The following is a 15,085-nucleotide window of genomic DNA, read 5'->3' on the forward strand; positions in this document are numbered from 1 at the left end:
GCGCCTTCGCGCGGGTGTGCGGCTGAGAGCCGCCCTCACGCAGTCTCGAAGGACGTAACGCCATGGCCGCCACCCCGGACCAGCCGACTCCCGCCACACCGCGCCGCAAGGTGAGCCGTCACCGCGGTGAGGGCCAGTGGGCCGTCGGCCACTTCACTCCGCTCAACGGCAATGAGCAGTTCAAGAAGGACGACGACGGTCTCAATGTGCGGGCGCGCATCGAGAACATCTACTCCAAGGCGGGCTTCGACTCGATCGACCCGAACGATCTGCGCGGCCGGATGCGCTGGTGGGGGCTATACACCCAGCGCAAGCCCGGGATCGACGGCGGCAAGACCGCGATCCTGGAGCCGGAGGAGCTGGACGACAAGTACTTCATGCTGCGGGTCCGGATCGACGGCGGGCGGCTGACCACCGAGCAGCTGCGTGTGATCGGCGAGATCTCGCACGAGTTCGGCCGGGACAGCGCCGACCTCACCGACCGGCAGAACATCCAGCTGCACTGGATCAGGATCGAGGACGTCCCGGAGATCTGGCGGCGTCTGGAGGCCGTCGGCCTGTCGACCACCGAGGCCTGCGGTGACACGCCCCGCGTGATCCTCGGTTCGCCGGTCGCCGGGGTCGCCGAGAACGAGATCATCGACGGCACGTGGGCGATCGACGAGATCAACGCCCGGTTCATCGGCACCAAGGAGTTCTCCAACCTCCCGCGCAAGTTCAAGACGGCGATCTCCGGGTCGCCGCTGCTGGACGTGGCGCACGAGATCAACGACATCGCCTTTGTCGGCGTCGAGCACCCCGAGCACGGCCCCGGCTTCGACCTGTGGGTCGGCGGCGGCCTGTCGACCAACCCGAAGATCGGGCAGCGCCTCGGTGCCTGGGTGCCGCTGGACGAGGTGCCCGACGTGTGGGCCGGGGTCATCGGGATCTTCCGCGACTACGGCTACCGGCGGCTGCGCACCCGTGCCCGCCTGAAGTTCCTGGTCGCCGACTGGGGCGCGGAGAAGTTCCGCCAGATCCTCCAGGACGAGTACCTCAAGCGGGAGCTGATCGACGGGCCCGCGCCCGCGCAGCCCCTCCAGGTGTGGCGCGACCACGTCGGGGTGCACCGGCAGAAGGACGGCCGGTTCTACGTCGGGTTCGCGCCGCGCGTCGGCCGGGTCGACGGCCCCAAGCTCGTCAGGATCGCCGAGGTGGCGGCGGCGCACGGCTCGGGCCGGCTGCGGACCACCGTCGAGCAGAAGATGATCGTGCTCGACGTCGCGGAGGACCAGGTCGACTCGCTGGTGGCCGGGCTCGAAGCGCTGGACCTGCGGGTCAAGCCGTCGCCGTTCCGGCGCGGGACGATGGCGTGCACCGGCATCGAGTACTGCAAGCTCGCGATCGTCGAGACAAAGCGGCGCGGCGCCACCCTGATCGACGAACTGGAGCGCCGTATCCCCGAGTTCGACCAGCCGATCACCATCAACATCAACGGCTGCCCGAACGCCTGCGCGCGGATCCAGACCGCCGACATCGGTCTCAAGGGCCAGCTCATGCTGGACAAGAACGGTGAGCAGGTCGAGGGCTTCCAGGTGCACCTGGGCGGCGCTCTGGGCCTGGAGGCCGGTTTCGGCCGCAAGGTCCGCGGCCTCAAGGTCACCTCGGACGACCTGCCCGACTACGTCGAGCGGGTGCTCGGCCGCTTCCAGAAGGACCGCGAGGAAGGCGAGCGGTTCGCGACGTGGGCGGCCCGCGCGTCGGAGGAGGCCCTCTCATGAGCGAGCGTGCCGCCCCCTTCTACTGCCCCTACTGCGGCGACGAGGACCTGCGCCCGAACGAACAGGGCCACGGCGCCTGGGAATGCGCGGCCTGCAACCGGGCCTTCCAACTGAAGTTCCTCGGGTTGCTGACCCGGGGGCTCCAGGCACCCGACGGAGGGGAATCGACATGACCACGCTGGCCGGGACGGACGATCCGAAGGCCCTCGCCGAGCACGCGGGCCGCGCGCTCGAAGACGCTTCGGCGACGGAGATCCTCCGGTGGGCCGCCGACACGTTCGGCGACACGTTCTGCGTGACGTCGTCCATGGAGGACGCGGTGGTCGCCCACCTCGCCTCCACCGTCCTTCCCGGCGTGGACGTGGTCTTCCTCGACACCGGCTACCACTTCCCCGAGACGATCGGCACCCGCGACGCCGTGGACGCCGTGATGGACGTCAACGTCATCACGCTGACCCCGCGCCAGAGCGTCGCCGAGCAGGACGCCCAGTACGGGCCGGAGCTGCACGACCGCGACCCCGACCTGTGCTGCTCCCTGCGCAAGGTCAAGCCGCTCGAAGAGGGGCTGACCGGCTACGCGGCCTGGGCCACCGGGCTGCGCCGCGACGAGTCCCCGACGCGGGCGAACACCCCTGTGGTCGGCTGGGACGAGCGGCGCGGGAAGGTCAAGGTCTCCCCGATCGCCCGCTGGTCGCAGGAGGACGTGGACCGGTACGTCGCCGAGCACGGCGTCCTCACCAATCCGCTCCTCATGGACGGTTACGCCTCCGTGGGCTGCGCCCCCTGCACCCGCAGGGTGCTGGAGGGCGAGGACGCCCGCGCGGGCCGCTGGGCCGGCCGGGGCAAGACCGAGTGCGGGCTGCACGGATAGCCATCAGCACCGGGGCGGCAGGGTTTTACGAGCACATCGGTGACGTACACATCGGTGACGGGCAGTCAGGGATCTCATGAGGAGGGACAGTTGAGCATGACGGAGCAGGGCGCCACCGTCTGGCTCACCGGTCTGCCCAGCGCGGGCAAGACCACGATCGCGCGGGAGCTGGCCGGCCGGCTGCGCTCGGAGGGCCACCGCGTCGAGATCCTCGACGGCGACGAGATCCGCGAGTTCCTCTCCGCGGGCCTCGGGTTCAGCCGCGAGGACCGGCACACCAACGTCCAGCGCATCGGCTTCGTCGCCGAACTGCTGGCGTCCCACGGCGTCAAGGCGCTGGTGCCGGTGATCGCGCCGTACGCGGACAGCCGCGAGGCCGTGCGCAAACGCCACCAGAGCGTGGGCACGGCCTACCTGGAGGTCCACGTCGCCACCCCCGTCGAGGTGTGCTCCGTACGGGATGTGAAGGGGCTGTACGCCAAGCAGGCGGCCGGCGAGATATCCGGGCTGACCGGGGTCGACGACCCCTACGAGGCCCCGGAGGACCCGGACCTGCGGATCGAGTCGCACACCCAGTCCGTACGGGAGTCCGCCGGCGCGCTCCACGCGCTCCTCGCCGAAAGGGGTCTCGCGTGAGCACGACCGTCGCGTCCGTCACCGAGGGCACCGACGCCCCCTACGCCCTGAGCCACCTGGACTCCCTGGAGTCCGAGGCGGTCCACATCTTCCGTGAGGTGGCGGGTGAGTTCGAACGGCCGGTGATCCTCTTCTCCGGCGGCAAGGACTCGATCGTCATGCTGCACCTGGCGCTCAAGGCGTTCGCGCCCGCGCCGGTGCCCTTCACGCTGCTGCACGTCGACACCGGGCACAACTTCCCCGAGGTGCTGGACTACCGGGACCGTACGGTCGCCGAGCACGGCCTGCGCCTGCACGTCGCCTCCGTACAGGAGTACATCGACGCGGGGAAGCTGCGCGAGCGCCCCGACGGGACCCGTAACCCCCTCCAGACCGTCCCGCTCACCGAGAAGATCCAGGCCGAGCGGTTCGACGCGGTCTTCGGCGGCGGGCGGCGGGACGAGGAGAAGGCACGGGCCAAGGAGCGGGTGTTCTCGCTGCGGGACGAGTTCTCCCAGTGGGACCCGCGCCGCCAGCGCCCCGAGCTGTGGAACCTCTACAACGGCCGGCACGCCGCCGGGGAGCACGTCCGGGTCTTCCCGCTCTCCAACTGGACCGAGCTGGACGTCTGGCAGTACATCGCCCGGGAGGGCATCGAGCTGCCGGAGATCTACTTCGCCCATGAGCGCCAGGTGTTCCTGCGGGCCGGGATGTGGCTGACGGCGGGCGACTGGGGCGGGCCCAAGGAGAACGAGAGCGTCGAGACCCGTCTGGTGCGCTACCGCACCGTCGGCGACATGTCCTGCACCGGCGCCGTCGACTCCGACGCCACGACGCTCGACGCGGTGATCACCGAGATCGCGGCCTCCCGGCTCACCGAGCGCGGCGCGACCCGCGCCGACGACAAGATGTCCGAGGCCGCGATGGAAGACCGCAAGCGCGAAGGGTACTTCTAGCCATGACGAGCGCCACCGAGCCGTACGCCGAGTTCGCCGAGCGGCTGGCCACCACCACCCTGCTGCGCTTCGCGACCGCCGGTTCCGTCGACGACGGCAAGTCCACCCTGGTGGGGCGGCTGCTGCACGACTCGAAGTCGGTGCTCACCGACCAGCTGGAGGCCGTGGAACGGGTGTCGCTGAGCCGGGGCCAGGACACCCCGGACCTCGCGCTGCTCACCGACGGACTGCGCGCCGAGCGCGAGCAGGGCATCACCATCGACGTCGCGTACCGCTACTTCGCCACTCCCCGGCGCCGGTTCATCCTCGCCGACACCCCGGGGCATGTGCAGTACACCCGGAACATGGTCACCGGCGCGTCCACCGCGGAGCTGGCGGTCGTCCTGGTCGACGCGCGGAACGGCGTGGTCGAGCAGACCCGCCGCCATGCCGCCGTCGCCGCCCTCCTGCGGGTCCCGCACGTGGTGCTGGCCGTCAACAAGATGGACCTCGTCGCGTACGCGGAGCCCGTATTCGCGGCGATAGCCGAGGAGTTCACGGCGTACGCGGCCTCCCTCGGCGTCCCGGAGATCACCGCGATCCCGATCTCGGCCCTCGCCGGGGACAACGTCGTGGAACCGTCCGCGCACATGGACTGGTACGGCGGCCCGACGGTGCTGGAGCACCTGGAGACCGTGCCGTCCAGCCACGACCTGGCCCACTGCCCCGCGCGGTTCCCCGTGCAGTACGTGATCCGCCCGCAGTCGGCGAGCCACCCGGACTACCGCGGTTACGCCGGCCAGATCTCGTCCGGTGTGCTGCGGGTCGGCGACGCCGTGACGGTCCTGCCGTCCGGCCGTACGAGCACGGTCGAGGGCATCGACGCGCTCGGCGAGAGCGTGGACATCGCCTGGGCGCCGCAGTCCGTGACGCTCCGCCTGGCGGACGACATCGACGTCTCGCGCGGCGACCTGATCGCCCCCAGCGCGCAGCTCCCCGCGTCGACGCAGGACGTGGAGGCGACCGTCTGCCATGTCGCCGACCGGCCGCTGACCGTCGGCCAGCGGGTGCTGCTCAAGCACACGACCCGTACGGTCAAGGCGATCGTGAAGGACATCCCGTCCCGGCTCACGCTGGACGACCTGTCCCAGCACCCGGCACCCGGGCAGCTCGTCGCCAACGACATCGGACGCGTGAGGATCCGTACCGCCGAGCCGCTCGCGCTCGACCCGTACGCCGAGTCCCGCAGGACCGGATCGTTTCTGCTGATCGACCCCGCCGACGGCACGACGCTGAGCGCGGGCATGGCGGGCGACGCCTTCGCCGAGGGCGCCGGAGCGGCCGCTGTCGTACCCGCGGACGAAGAAGGCTGGGACTTCTGATGGCCATCGACATGTACGCGACCTTCGCGAAGGAGGGCGGCCGCGTCGGCAGCGGCCTCCTCGGCGCGGGAACGGGCGGGGTGGCGCGATGTGCGTGATGACGTACGCGCACTGCCTGCGCGCCCGCACCCCCCACCCCCTGCACCGCCCGCACCACCCGCCCCACCCGCACCGTCGAAGACCTGCCGATCTCCCGGTCACGCCCGCGTTCCCGTAGGGCGTGCGCACCGGGCCGACGAGAGGAACCCCTCCCGTGCCTGCCACGCGCATCCTGTCGCGCCGCCGTATCACCACGCTCGCCGCAGTGCCCCTTCTCGCCGTTGTCGTCACCTCCTGCGGTTACGGCTCCGACGCCGAGAAGGACGAGAAGAAGCCGGCGGTCGCCGCCGGAGCGAAGAAGCTCTCGGCCGACACCGTGAAGATCGGGTACTTCCCGAACCTCACGCACGCCACGGCCCTGGTGGGTATCCAGGACGGTCTGTTCCAGAAGGAGCTGGGCGGCACGAAGGTCGCCCCCTCCACCTTCAACGCCGGGCCCTCCGAGATCGAGGCGCTCAACGCGGGCAGCATCGACATCGGCTTCATCGGCCCCTCCCCCGCGATCAACGGCTACGTCCAGACCAAGGGCAAGAGCCTGCGGATCATCGGCGGTTCCGCCTCCGGCGGCGTGAAGCTGGTGGTCAACCCGAAGAAGATCAAGACCCTGGACGACCTCAAGGGCAAGAAGATAGCCACCCCGCAGCTGGGCAACACGCAGGACGTGGCGTTCCTCAACTGGATCTCGGAGAAGGGCTGGAAGGTCGACGCCCAGTCCGGCAAGGGTGACGTCTCCGTCGTCCGTACGGACAACAAGATCACCCCGGACGCCTACAAGGCCGGTTCCATCGACGGCGCCTGGGTGCCGGAGCCGACCGCGTCCAAGCTGGTCGCCGAGGGCGCGAAGGTGCTGCTCAACGAGTCGGACCTGTGGCCGGACAAGCAGTTCGTGATCACGAACATCATCGTGTCGCAGAAGTTCCTCTCCGCGCACCCGGACGTCGTCGAGGCGGTGCTGCGCGGCTCGGTGAAGACGAACGCCTGGATCAACGCCAACGAGGACCAGGCGAAGGCGTCGGCCAACGAGGCGCTCAAGACCCTGTCGGGCAAGGCCCTGCCGCCCGAGGTCCTCGACCCCGCCTGGGAGTCCATCAAGGTCACCAACGACCCGCTGGCCTCCACGCTCCAGTCCGAGGCCGACCACGCGGTCAAGGCCGGTCTGCTGGAGAAGCCCGACCTGGCCGGCATCTACGACCTGGGGCCCCTGAACAAGGTGCTCAAGGCCGCCGGTGAGCCCGAGGTCGCCGACGCCGGTCTCGGCGTCAAGTAACCGCCGCGACCTCGCGACCGATCTGTTCGCAGGATTCGCAGGATTCTCAGGACTCTCAGGATTCCCAGGAGGTGACGACCATGGCAACGACGCTCACCAAGGCCGCCGACGGCACCACGTCGGTGGACCACGCCGCGCGCATCGCGCACGTCTCCAAGACCTTCGCGACCCCCGCGGGGCGGCAGCTCGTGCTGGACGACATCACGCTCGATGTCGCTCCGGGTGAGTTCGTCACCCTCCTGGGAGCCTCGGGCTGCGGCAAGTCCACGCTGCTCAACCTGGTGGCCGGGCTCGACCGCCCGACCGCCGGGTCCATCGAGACCCCGGGCGGGCGCCCGGCCCTGATGTTCCAGGAGCACGCGCTGTTCCCGTGGCTGACGGCGGGCAAGAACATCGAACTGGCCCTGCGGCTGCGCGGGGTGCCCAAGCAGGACCGCAGGCCCGAGGCGGAGCGGCTGCTCGGCCTCGTACGGCTCGAAGGGGCGTACGGCAAGCGGGTGCACGAGCTGTCCGGCGGGATGCGGCAGCGGGTCGCGCTGGCGCGCGCGCTGGCCCAGGACAGCCAACTGCTGCTGATGGACGAGCCGTTCGCCGCGCTCGACGCCATCACCCGCGACGTGCTGCACGACGAGCTGACGCGGATCTGGCGCGAGACGAACCTGTCGGTGCTGTTCGTCACCCACAACGTGCGGGAGGCGGTACGGCTCGCCGAGCGCGTCGTCCTGCTGTCCTCGCGCCCCGGCCGGATCGCCCGCGAGTGGCGGGTGGACATCCCGCAGCCGCGCCGTATCGAGGACGCCGAGGTGGCGGAGCTGTCCGTCGAGATCACCGAAGAACTGCGTGGGGAGATCCGCCGACATGGCCAGCACTGACACGACGCCGCAGAAGGACCCGGCGCCGGGGGGCCCGGCGGCACGGGATGCGGCGGCCGACGGCCCGGACGCCCGGCGCCCGGTCGGCGGCGGTCCCGGTGACATGGCCGGCCTGGAGGCCGGGCTCGACGCGCTGGACACCGTACAGACGGGCCGGACGCCCCTGCGCCAGACCCTGGTCCAGAAGGTGCTGCCGCCCGCCGTCGCCGTCCTCCTCGTGCTGTTCGTGTGGCAGATCCTGATCTGGGCGAAGGTCACCGACGACTACAAGCTGCCCTCGCCCGGCGCGGTGTGGGACGAGCTGTCCGACGCCTGGTCGCAGGGCACGCTGCTCGGCTACATCTGGACGAGCGTCTCGCGCGGCCTGCTGGGCTTCCTGCTGGCGCTGCTGATCGGCACCCCGCTGGGGCTGCTGGTCGCCCGGGTGAAGTTCGTACGGGCGGCGATCGGGCCGATCCTGTCGGGGCTCCAGTCGCTGCCTTCGGTGGCGTGGGTGCCGCCGGCCGTGATCTGGCTCGGTCTCAACGACACGATGATGTACGCCGTGATCCTGCTGGGCGCGGTCCCCTCGATCGCCAACGGGCTGGTGTCCGGGGTCGATCAGGTGCCGCCGCTCTTCCTGCGGGCCGGGCGCACGCTGGGCGCGACCGGGCTCAGGAACACCTGGCACATCATCATGCCGGCCGCGCTGCCGGGGTACTTGGCGGGGCTCAAGCAGGGCTGGGCGTTCTCCTGGCGCTCCCTGATGGCCGCCGAGATCATCGCGTCCTCGCCCGATCTGGGTGTCGGTCTGGGCCAGTTGCTGGAGAACGGCCGTACCGTCGGCAGCATGCCCATGGTGTTCCTCGCCATCCTCCTGATCCTGATCGTCGGAATCGCGATCGACCTGCTGATCTTCAGTCCGCTGGAGCGGTGGGTCCTGCGCAACCGCGGTCTCCTCGTGAAGAGCTGATTCCCGTGCACCCTCTCCACCGGCCCCCGCTCGTGCCCCCTTTCGTGCCCCCGGTCCTGCTCGTCGTCGCGCACGGCAGCCGTGACCCCCGGCACGCGGCGACCGCGCACGCCCTCACCCGGCGGGTGCGGGCGCAGCGGCCCGGGCTGCGGGTGGAGACCGGCTTCCTGGACTTCAACGCGCCTTCCGTGCCTGAGGTGTTGGAACGGCTGGCGCGGGAGGGCGCGCCGCACGTGGTGGAGGTGGTGGCCCAACCGCTGCTGCTGACGCGGGCGTTCCACGCCAAGGCCGACATCCCGGCCGTCCTGCGGGAGGCGTCGGAACGCCTGCCCGGTCTGCGGATCCGGCAGGCCGGGGTCCTCGGTCCGTCGCGGCTGCTCGTGGGGGCGCTGGAGCGGCGGCTGTACGAGGCGGGGCTGGCGCGCGCCGACCGGCCTTCGACGGGCGTGGTGCTGGCCTCTGCGGGCTCCTCCGACCCGGAGGCGGCGGCGGTGATCGCCGGGATCGCACGGGAGTGGGAGCGCCGGGCGGGCTGGTACGCGGTACGGCCCGCGTTCGCGTCGGCGTCCCTGCCGCGCACCGAGGACGCGGTGCGCGCGCTGCGCGCGGAGGGCGTACGCCGCGTCGCGGTCGCCCCGTACGTGATCGCCCCCGGAAGGCTGCCGGACCGGATCGTGGCGGGGGCGGCGGAGGGGGGAGCCGATGTCCTGGCGGAGGTGCTGGGCCCGGCGCCGGAACTGGCGAAACTGCTCCTGACGCGCTACGACGAGGCGTGCGGGACACCGTCACCGGAGCTGACCCTGCTGCACGGCCGGGCGAGCTGAGGCCGGACGGGCCCTACGGCGTGAGACTGCCCGTACGAGTCCGCTTGAGCTCGAAGAAGTCCGGATATCCGGCCAGCACCCGCACACTGTCGAAGAGTTGCCCGGCGGCCTCCCCGCGCGGCGCGGAGTTCAGCACCGGCCCGAACCACACCGCCCCGTCGACGTGCATCGTCGGCGTCCCCACGTACGCGTCGGCGGCGGGGTCCTTGCCCCGGTCGTGACTGTGCCGCACGGCCTCGTCGTACGACGGATCGTGCGCGGCCCCCGCGAGGCCGGCCGGCAGCCCGAGCTCCGCGAGAGCCTCACCGATCACCACGTCGAAGTCCGCTTCCTTGCGCTGGTGGATCCGGGTCCCGAACGCGGTGTACAGGTCCCGCAGAACGGCCTCACCGCGCTGCTCGGCGGCGGCCACCGCGACCCGTACGGGACCGACCGAGCGGTCGACCAGATCCCGGTACCAGTCGGGGAGTTCGTTGCCGGTGTTGTGCAGGTGGAGGCTCATCACCCGGAACCGCAGGTCGACGGGCCGCACCCGCTCGACCTCCAGCATCCAGCGAGAGGTGATCCAGGCGAACGGGCAGGCCGGATCGAAGTAGAAGTCGACGGTGGCGGGGGCTTCCTGGTCCGCGCCCAAGGGCGTCTGCGAGGTCATACGGACAAGACTAGCCACCGGATGGCCCTCTCTCACGGGCCATTTCTCCCCCGTTCCGCTGGGCCATTTGCGCGCTACTCCGCAGCCACGCCCGAGGCCGCGTCGATGAGCGCGGCCAGTTCGGCGACGGACAGCGAGCCGGGCCGCCGGCGTTCGCGGGCGAAGGTGTTGGCCACGCGCGCCAGGGTCTCGTTGACCGGGGTGGGGACGGCGTGCAGCCGCCCCAACAGGACGATCTCCCCGTTGAGATGGTCCGCCTCGATCGAGCCGGTGCCCCGGCTGAGGCTCTGCCAGGACGAACTCCCGTCGCGCCCGGCGGCGAGGTCCGGATCGAGACGGAGGTGATCGCCCCGGACCTCGGCCGCCTCCTCCGGGCTCACCGCGTCGATCCCGGCCGCCGTGAGAACCGCCCGGCCCTCGTCGTACGCGCGCCGCTGGATCAGCCTCGCCTCGTCGGTGTCGAGCGGCCCGGTGAGGGCCCCGAGGGAGTTGGCGAGATTGGCGAGGAGCTTGGTGTACTTCCAGCGCATCACGTCCGGGACGAGCGGCGCGAGGAGCGTGCCCTTCTCCAGGCTCGCGGAGATGCGGCGGGCGGTGGCGTCGATTCCCGAGGGGTACCGGCCGACGTGCAGCATGCCGGTGTACGGCGTGCACGGGGCCACGACCTCGCCGGGGTCGACGTGCGACGAGGGCAGCCAGACGCACATCCCGTAGACGTGGCGGAAGCGCCGCAGGGCGAGCCGTTCGTTCTCCACGCCGTTCTGCGCGCAGACCAGGGGCAGCAGTTCGCCCGCCGTACCGCCGCCCTCGACCGGCCGGCCGGACCAGGCGTCCAGGGCCGCCGCGCTGTCCTGGGTCTTCACGGAGAGCAGCAGCACGTCGTCGGGGCACAGGACGAGCGCCTCGGGGCCCTCCACGACCGGCAGCCGGTGCACGCGGGTGCCGTCGGGGGTGGTGAGACGCAGGCCGTGGGTGCGCAGCGCCTCGTAGTGGGCGCCCCGGGCGACGAGGACCACTTCCTGCCCGGTCTCGGCCAGCCGCCCGCCGATGCTGCCACCGACCGCTCCCGACCCGATGACGATGTGGCGCATCCTGACTCCGTTCGGTGTTGCCGCAGGTCAGAACCGCACTGACCTGAGCGGTCCCCGCGCTTCGAGCATAGGCGAGGCCCCGCTTGAGCGTGGAGGGGTGCTCGTCCTCACCGCGGAGGCGCGCCCCAGGGGACGTCGTCCTCTGTCTCGTGGCCGAAGACCGTGCCCTGGTGGAAGTAGAGCTTCCAGGCGCCGTCGGTCAGCCGCCACAGGGAGCTGCGGTGGGCGCGGCGGCCGTTGGAGTCGGTGTCGAAGGTCAGGTGCACCAGGTCGGGGGCGAGTTGGGCGCCCCGCATGGCGGAGGCGGTGACCGGGCGGACCGGGCTGCGCGTGCGCAGGACGTCGATGAACGAGTCGCGGTCCCAGATCCGCCCCGAGGAGCCGAACGCCCTGAAGTCGGGGTGGAGCAGTTCCGCGAGGAGTTCGGGGGACGAGTTCACCGCCGGGTCGAGGAACCGCAGTTCGGCCTCGACGGCGCCGGTGACGGCGGACGTCAGCTCAGTCACGGGTCAGCTCCACCAGTTTGACGACGGTGTTCCAGTTGCGGCTGGTGGCGGTGACGCCCTTGAACAGGGCCGGTCTGCCGAGGGCCTCCGCGAGCTTGGAACGGCCGAGCCCGTTGGGGGCGTACAGGTAGAGCGCCCGGTCGCCCAGCCGGAACTCCTCCGGGAGGTAGCCGGCCGGGTCCACGGACGCGAGGCGTCCGGGGTCCACCGGCGCGGAGAAGAAGGTGACATGGAGCTGTTTGCCTTCCAGCGTGTCCGCGGGGAAGGGGCAGGCATCGACGACGGCACGCAGATATGCGCCGTCGCGCACCACACACTCCACGGAGAACCCGAAGCGTTCCTCGATGGCCTGTTCCAGCTCGCGGGCGACGGCGTTCTCGTCGTCGGAGGCGCTGGTGAAGACGGCGTTGCCGCTCTGGAGGTAGGTGACGACGCCGCCGTGGCCCAGCCCCGAGAGCAGTGCGCGCAGGTCGGCCATGGGGACGCGCTTGTGGCCGCTCACATTGATTCCGCGCAGGAGAGCCGCGTACGTCGTGGTCATCCACCCACGATAGAGGCGGCCGGGGCGCCCCGTGGGGCAACGTGCCCGGCGGGGCCGGACACCGCGTCCGGGAGGGGTCACCGAAGGTCGTTGTAAGGGGCCCGTATCGCGCGGGTCAGGGATGGACCCGGTCCGCAGGGAGGAGACCGCCCTCGTCCCGCTCACCGGAGAGCAGGAGGAGACGGCCGGAACGCGCCCCTAGCGTGGAACCGGAGGAAAGCGGCGCTGTGCCGCCTTCAGGTACGAGGGGGCTGGCCCGTCATGGGGAGAACTGGGGAGGGTCCGCGCGGCATCGCCGCCCGGGCCGGGAGTTGGAGCGCACGCCACCGGTGGGCGGCGGTGGGCATCTGGGTGCTGTTCGTCGTGATCGCCATGGGGCTGGGCTCGGCGGCGGGCCGGGTGGATGTCAAGGAGAGCGAGCAGCTCTCCGGCGAGGTCGGGCAGGCGCAGCGGATCATCGAGGACGCGGGACTCAAGGAGCCGGTGGGCGAGTCGGTGCTCGTCCGGGCCACTGACAGGTCAACGACCTCGAAGGCCCCGGAGTTCCGGGAGGCCGTCGCCGCGGTGGTCGAGGCGGTGGGCCGTACCGGTCTGGTGGCCGAGGTGACCTCGCCGTACGACTCCGGGACCATATCCAAGGATGGGCGCAGCGCGCTGGTGCGCTTCGACATCCGGGGGGACCCGGACACGGCGAGCGAGCGGGTCGAGCCGGTGATCAAGGCGGTCGCGGGGGTCCAGGAGAAGTACGAGGGCCGCCTGCTGATCGCGGAGATCGGCGGGGCGAGCATGGGCAAGACCTTCGACGACGCGTTCGGGGACGACTTCAAGCAGGCGGAGTTGTCGGCGGTGCCGGTGGCGCTGGGCATCCTGCTGATCGCGTTCGGCGCGCTGGTCGCGGCGCTGCTGCCGGTGGCGCTGGCCCTGACGGCGATCCTGGCCACAACCGGGCTGATGGCGATCGTCAGTCACTACCAGCCGATGAGCGACACCGCGGACTCGGTGATGCTGCTGGTGGGGCTGGCGGTGGGGGTCGACTACTGCCTGTTCTACCTGCGGCGCGAGCGGGAGGAGCGGGAGGCCGGGCGCGATCCGGAGACGGCGCTGCGGATCGCGGCGGCGACGAGCGGGCGCGCGATCGTGGTGTCCGGGGTGACCGTGTGTGTCGCGATGGCGGGCATGCTCTTCACCGGTCTTGCGGAGTTCCAGGCGATGGGCCTGGCCTCGCTGATGGTCGTCGCGGTCGCGATGGTCGGGTCGGTGACGGTGCTTCCGGCGCTGCTCTCGCTGCTCGGGCACCGGGTGGAGCGGGGCAGGCTGCCGTTCCTGAACCGGGCGAAGCGGCGGCGCGGCAAGGGCGGTGGCCCTGGTGCTTCCGGAGACTCCGGTGGCTCCGGTGGCTCCGGTGGCTCCGGTGGCTCCGGTGGCTCCGGTGGCTCCGGTGGCTCCGGTGGCTCCGCCGGCTCCGCCGGCTCCGGTGGCGAGAGCCGCTTCTGGCGGGCGGTCCTGGAGCGGGTGCTGCGCCGGCCGAAGGTCTCGCTGGTGATCGCGGCCGGCGCGCTCGCGGCGATCGCGCTGCCCGCCGTGGGCATGAACACCCAGAACCTCACACTGGACCAGGAGTTCGGCGACCGGCTGCCCATCGTCCGTACGTACGAACTGGTCAACGAGGCGTTCCCCGGCGGCGCGGAGCCGGCGGAGGTGGTGGTCGAGGCCACCGACATCAACGCGGAGCCGGTCCGCAGCGCCATCGCGGACTTCCGCTCCCAGGCGGTGAGTTCGGGCGCCTCGCGGGGGCCCGTGGAGGTGGTGACCCACGACGCGGAGAACGTCGCGATCATCACCGTGCCGCTGGTCGGCGGGTCCGACCAGGACCGTGCGGAGAAGAGCCTGGCGCTGCTGCGGGACACGGTCCGCCCCGACACGTTCGGCAAGGTGTCCGGCGTCTCGGCGCCGGTGACCGGCCAGGTCGCGGGCTCGAAGGACTTCAACGACCAGATCGTGGGGGCGGTCACCCCGGTGTTCGCCTTCGTGGTGGCCTTCGCGTTCCTGCTGATGCTGCTCTGCTTCCGGTCACTGACGATCGCGGTGACGTCGATCGTGCTCAACCTGCTGTCGGTGGGCGCCGCGTACGGGATCCTGACGATCGTCTTCCAGCACGGCTGGGGCGCCTCGCTGGTGGGGGCGGAGGGCGTCGGCGCGATCATCTCGTGGCTGCCGCTGTTCCTGTTCGTGATCCTGTTCGGGCTCTCGATGGACTACCACGTCTTCGTGGTCTCCCGGATCCGTGAGGCCCGGATGCAGGGCCGTACGACCCGGGACGCCATCACCCACGGCGTGGTGACGACAGCGGGGGTGGTGACCAGTGCGGCGGTCATCATGGTGGCGGTCTTCGCGATCTTCGGCACGCTGTCGATGCAGTCCATGAAGCAGATGGGCGTGGGCCTGGCGGCGGCGGTCCTGATCGACGCGACGATCATCCGGGGAGTGCTGCTCCCGGCGGTGATGGCGCTGCTGGACGACCGGAACTGGTACTTCCCCCGGTGGCTGTCCTGGCTCCCCGACCTGACGCACGACGAGATCCCGGCGCCGGAGGGCCCGGCGCGGAAGGACACGGACACGGACACGCGGGACACGGACACGCAGGTCCCGGCGCGGACCTGACGCCCTGTTGTACGGCGGCCGGGATCAGGACGCGTCACGCGCCTTGGTCCCGGCCGC

At 71.2% G+C, this 15,085-nt stretch carries 15 protein-coding genes; 11 read left to right on the top strand and 4 right to left on the bottom strand.

Annotated features, from left to right (window positions below; translation table 11 throughout):
- The first annotated feature begins 62 nt into the window (after window positions 1-62).
- The 10 genes from ACIO1C_RS16205 to ACIO1C_RS16250 all read left to right on the top strand — a co-directional run bounded on the left by ACIO1C_RS16205 (window position 63) and on the right by ACIO1C_RS16250 (window position 9,577).
- Window positions 63-1,760, top strand: a complete 1,698-nt coding sequence (locus ACIO1C_RS16205; RefSeq protein ID WP_401863547.1) for a nitrite/sulfite reductase — start codon at window positions 63-65, stop codon at window positions 1,758-1,760.
- The gene (locus ACIO1C_RS16210; protein WP_202532202.1) at window positions 1,757-1,933 is read left to right on the top strand and encodes a hypothetical protein; all 177 of its coding nucleotides are present in this window, start codon (window positions 1,757-1,759) and stop codon (window positions 1,931-1,933) included. Before ACIO1C_RS16205 ends, ACIO1C_RS16210 begins: the two co-directional genes overlap by 4 nt.
- Window positions 1,930-2,631 (top strand): phosphoadenylyl-sulfate reductase, encoded by a 702-nt coding sequence (locus ACIO1C_RS16215; protein ID WP_401863550.1) that lies wholly within the window; start codon window positions 1,930-1,932, stop codon window positions 2,629-2,631. Before ACIO1C_RS16210 ends, ACIO1C_RS16215 begins: the two co-directional genes overlap by 4 nt.
- Before the next feature lie 54 nt (window positions 2,632-2,685).
- Entirely contained in the window at window positions 2,686-3,267 is a 582-nt protein-coding gene (cysC, locus tag ACIO1C_RS16220; RefSeq protein WP_401864136.1) for an adenylyl-sulfate kinase, read from the top strand.
- Window positions 3,264-4,202 (top strand): sulfate adenylyltransferase subunit CysD, encoded by a 939-nt coding sequence (gene cysD, locus ACIO1C_RS16225; RefSeq protein WP_401863553.1) that lies wholly within the window; start codon window positions 3,264-3,266, stop codon window positions 4,200-4,202. Before cysC ends, cysD begins: the two co-directional genes overlap by 4 nt.
- Before the next feature lie 2 nt (window positions 4,203-4,204).
- Entirely contained in the window at window positions 4,205-5,563 is a 1,359-nt protein-coding gene (locus tag ACIO1C_RS16230; protein ID WP_401863555.1) for a sulfate adenylyltransferase subunit 1, read from the top strand.
- A gap of 253 nt (window positions 5,564-5,816) precedes the next feature.
- Window positions 5,817-6,929 carry an aliphatic sulfonate ABC transporter substrate-binding protein gene (locus tag ACIO1C_RS16235; protein ID WP_401863558.1) on the top strand — a complete coding sequence of 371 codons (1,113 nt, stop codon included), beginning with the start codon at window positions 5,817-5,819 and terminating at the stop codon, window positions 6,927-6,929.
- Between the two features lie 80 nt (window positions 6,930-7,009).
- Window positions 7,010-7,801 carry an ABC transporter ATP-binding protein gene (locus ACIO1C_RS16240; protein WP_327233791.1) on the top strand — a complete coding sequence of 264 codons (792 nt, stop codon included), beginning with the start codon at window positions 7,010-7,012 and terminating at the stop codon, window positions 7,799-7,801.
- Window positions 7,788-8,753, top strand: a complete 966-nt coding sequence (locus tag ACIO1C_RS16245; protein ID WP_401863561.1) for an ABC transporter permease — start codon at window positions 7,788-7,790, stop codon at window positions 8,751-8,753. Before ACIO1C_RS16240 ends, ACIO1C_RS16245 begins: the two co-directional genes overlap by 14 nt.
- Before the next feature lie 5 nt (window positions 8,754-8,758).
- A complete protein-coding gene (locus tag ACIO1C_RS16250; protein ID WP_401863564.1) occupies window positions 8,759-9,577 on the top strand; it encodes a sirohydrochlorin chelatase in 819 nt (272 codons plus the stop codon).
- 13 nt (window positions 9,578-9,590) lie between these two features.
- On the opposite strand, the gene ACIO1C_RS16255 is transcribed toward ACIO1C_RS16250, so the two are convergent.
- The 4 genes from ACIO1C_RS16255 to ACIO1C_RS16270 all read right to left on the bottom strand — a co-directional run bounded on the left by ACIO1C_RS16255 (window position 9,591) and on the right by ACIO1C_RS16270 (window position 12,367).
- Window positions 9,591-10,229 carry a DsbA family protein gene (locus ACIO1C_RS16255; RefSeq protein ID WP_401863567.1) on the bottom strand — a complete coding sequence of 213 codons (639 nt, stop codon included), beginning with the start codon at window positions 10,227-10,229 and terminating at the stop codon, window positions 9,591-9,593.
- 74 nt (window positions 10,230-10,303) lie between these two features.
- Complete coding sequence (locus ACIO1C_RS16260; protein WP_401863570.1) at window positions 10,304-11,320, bottom strand: ketopantoate reductase family protein; 1,017 nt, start codon at window positions 11,318-11,320, stop codon at window positions 10,304-10,306.
- A 107-nt stretch (window positions 11,321-11,427) separates the two neighbouring features.
- On the bottom strand, window positions 11,428-11,826 hold the full coding sequence (locus tag ACIO1C_RS16265; protein ID WP_401863573.1) for a DUF4440 domain-containing protein: 399 nt from the start codon (window positions 11,824-11,826) through the stop codon (window positions 11,428-11,430).
- Window positions 11,819-12,367 carry a DUF1697 domain-containing protein gene (locus tag ACIO1C_RS16270; RefSeq protein ID WP_401863576.1) on the bottom strand — a complete coding sequence of 183 codons (549 nt, stop codon included), beginning with the start codon at window positions 12,365-12,367 and terminating at the stop codon, window positions 11,819-11,821. Before ACIO1C_RS16270 ends, ACIO1C_RS16265 begins: the two co-directional genes overlap by 8 nt.
- A 261-nt stretch (window positions 12,368-12,628) precedes the next feature.
- On the opposite strand from ACIO1C_RS16270, the gene ACIO1C_RS16275 reads away from it, so the two are divergent.
- Window positions 12,629-15,028, top strand: coding sequence for an MMPL family transporter (locus ACIO1C_RS16275; RefSeq protein ID WP_401863579.1), 2,400 nt, complete (start codon window positions 12,629-12,631; stop codon window positions 15,026-15,028).
- Window positions 15,029-15,085 lie beyond the last annotated feature (57 nt).

It is taken from the genome of Streptomyces sp. NPDC087420 (assembly GCF_044744165.1).
Lineage (GTDB): Bacteria > Actinomycetota > Actinomycetes > Streptomycetales > Streptomycetaceae > Streptomyces.

Coding starts and splice junctions, on each gene's coding strand:
- ACIO1C_RS16205 (WP_401863547.1), top strand. CDS start 63: ATGGCCGCCACCCCGGACCAGCCGACTCCCGCCACACCGCGCCGCAAG.
- ACIO1C_RS16210 (WP_202532202.1), top strand. CDS start 1,757: ATGAGCGAGCGTGCCGCCCCCTTCTACTGCCCCTACTGCGGCGACGAG.
- ACIO1C_RS16215 (WP_401863550.1), top strand. CDS start 1,930: ATGACCACGCTGGCCGGGACGGACGATCCGAAGGCCCTCGCCGAGCAC.
- ACIO1C_RS16230 (WP_401863555.1), top strand. CDS start 4,205: ATGACGAGCGCCACCGAGCCGTACGCCGAGTTCGCCGAGCGGCTGGCC.
- ACIO1C_RS16240 (WP_327233791.1), top strand. CDS start 7,010: ATGGCAACGACGCTCACCAAGGCCGCCGACGGCACCACGTCGGTGGAC.
- ACIO1C_RS16245 (WP_401863561.1), top strand. CDS start 7,788: ATGGCCAGCACTGACACGACGCCGCAGAAGGACCCGGCGCCGGGGGGC.
- ACIO1C_RS16255 (WP_401863567.1), bottom strand. CDS start 10,229: ATGACCTCGCAGACGCCCTTGGGCGCGGACCAGGAAGCCCCCGCCACC.
- ACIO1C_RS16260 (WP_401863570.1), bottom strand. CDS start 11,320: ATGCGCCACATCGTCATCGGGTCGGGAGCGGTCGGTGGCAGCATCGGC.
- ACIO1C_RS16270 (WP_401863576.1), bottom strand. CDS start 12,367: ATGACCACGACGTACGCGGCTCTCCTGCGCGGAATCAATGTGAGCGGC.
- ACIO1C_RS16275 (WP_401863579.1), top strand. CDS start 12,629: ATGGGGAGAACTGGGGAGGGTCCGCGCGGCATCGCCGCCCGGGCCGGG.